Below are 1093 nucleotides of genomic sequence, written 5' to 3' on the forward strand. Positions count from 1 at the left end.
ACGAGGCCTTCTTCGTCGAGTGCCCCTGCGTAGGCGACAAACATCTCCGCCATTCGCGCTTCGGGTCCGGAGAGAGCGCGCGGTTCCCGCCAGCCGAAGCCTGTCTCTTCCGCTAGTCTCGCTACACAGCGCCCAGCAAGCGACGCGTGACCCGGCGACGCGCCACCCGCGCAGCGTACAAGAAGCATGGCCCGCTGCGCCGGGGTGACGATCCTGCGACCGTCCCCGTGTGTGGCCCACACTGTCGCGAGGTAGCGATCCACCTGCGCGATACGTACTCCTACGGGCAAGCGCGCAGCGAGTTCCGAGCGCGCACGCTCCGCATCGGGCTCGGACGGAAGCAGGAGCGTCGCATCCTGACCCCGCGCGGCGGCGTCTTCGAGCGCCGTGTAGACGACGCCCGTCTTGCCCGTGTTAGCCCGGCCAGTGACTACCGTCAGCCCCACAATCTCTCCCTTCGGCGGACGGAAGAGATCGTGGCACCGGGCTCTGACATCAGTTAGGTTGGGCCTGGGTGTAACGCTGTACGCCTTCTCGTATCTCGCGGACCTTGCGCCACGCGGTTTCCTCGTCTTTGCCGAGGATATGACCGACGCGTTCGCCCAGCATCTCGGCGGCCTGCTCCGCACGTTCTGCCAGCTCGCGGGCTGCATCCGCCGCCCGCTGTGCCTCGCTGACGAGCCGCCGACGCGTTCTGACGCCGCTGTCCGGCGCGAAGAGGAGCCCGAAGACGACCCCGAACGCAAGTCCGGTGATCACTCCTATGACAAAATATTCCAGTCTCTTCACGAGCGGTCCCCTCCGTCCACGACCACTCCGCCCTCGGCTAGTAGTCTATAGATACGCTCGAGATCTTCCTCCCCTTGGAAGTCAATCTCGATCTTGCCCTTCTTCTGGGTCTGCTTGACCCTCACATTCGTGCCGAGCATTCCCCTGAGCTTCCGCGCGATGACCTTGAATGATTTCGGCGCCGCGGGGCGGGGGGTCCGCTCGCTTTGACCAGCAGCGTAGAGACGCGCGAGGTTCTCTGCCTCCCGAACGGACATTCCGCTCTCAAGGATTCGCTGTGACAGGCGGAGCCGCATCGCCTCAT

The 1093-nt window shown here is 65.0% G+C and carries 3 protein-coding genes; all 3 read right to left on the bottom strand.

Translation table 11 applies throughout. The features are described from left to right. A partial coding sequence (locus tag Q8K99_06755; protein MDP2182251.1) for a hypothetical protein occupies positions 1-446 on the bottom strand: 446 nt, incomplete at its 3' end. Between the two features lie 49 nt (positions 447-495). Beyond that, positions 496-789 (bottom strand): YtxH domain-containing protein, encoded by a 294-nt coding sequence (locus Q8K99_06760; GenBank protein MDP2182252.1) that lies wholly within the window; start codon positions 787-789, stop codon positions 496-498. After that, a partial coding sequence (locus tag Q8K99_06765; protein ID MDP2182253.1) for a chromosome partitioning protein ParB occupies positions 786-1093 on the bottom strand: 308 nt, incomplete at its 5' end. The genes Q8K99_06760 and Q8K99_06765, both read right to left, overlap by 4 nt.

The sequence above is a fragment of the Actinomycetota bacterium genome, from assembly GCA_030682655.1.
Taxonomy (GTDB): Bacteria; Actinomycetota; Coriobacteriia; order Anaerosomatales; family JAUXNU01; genus JAUXNU01.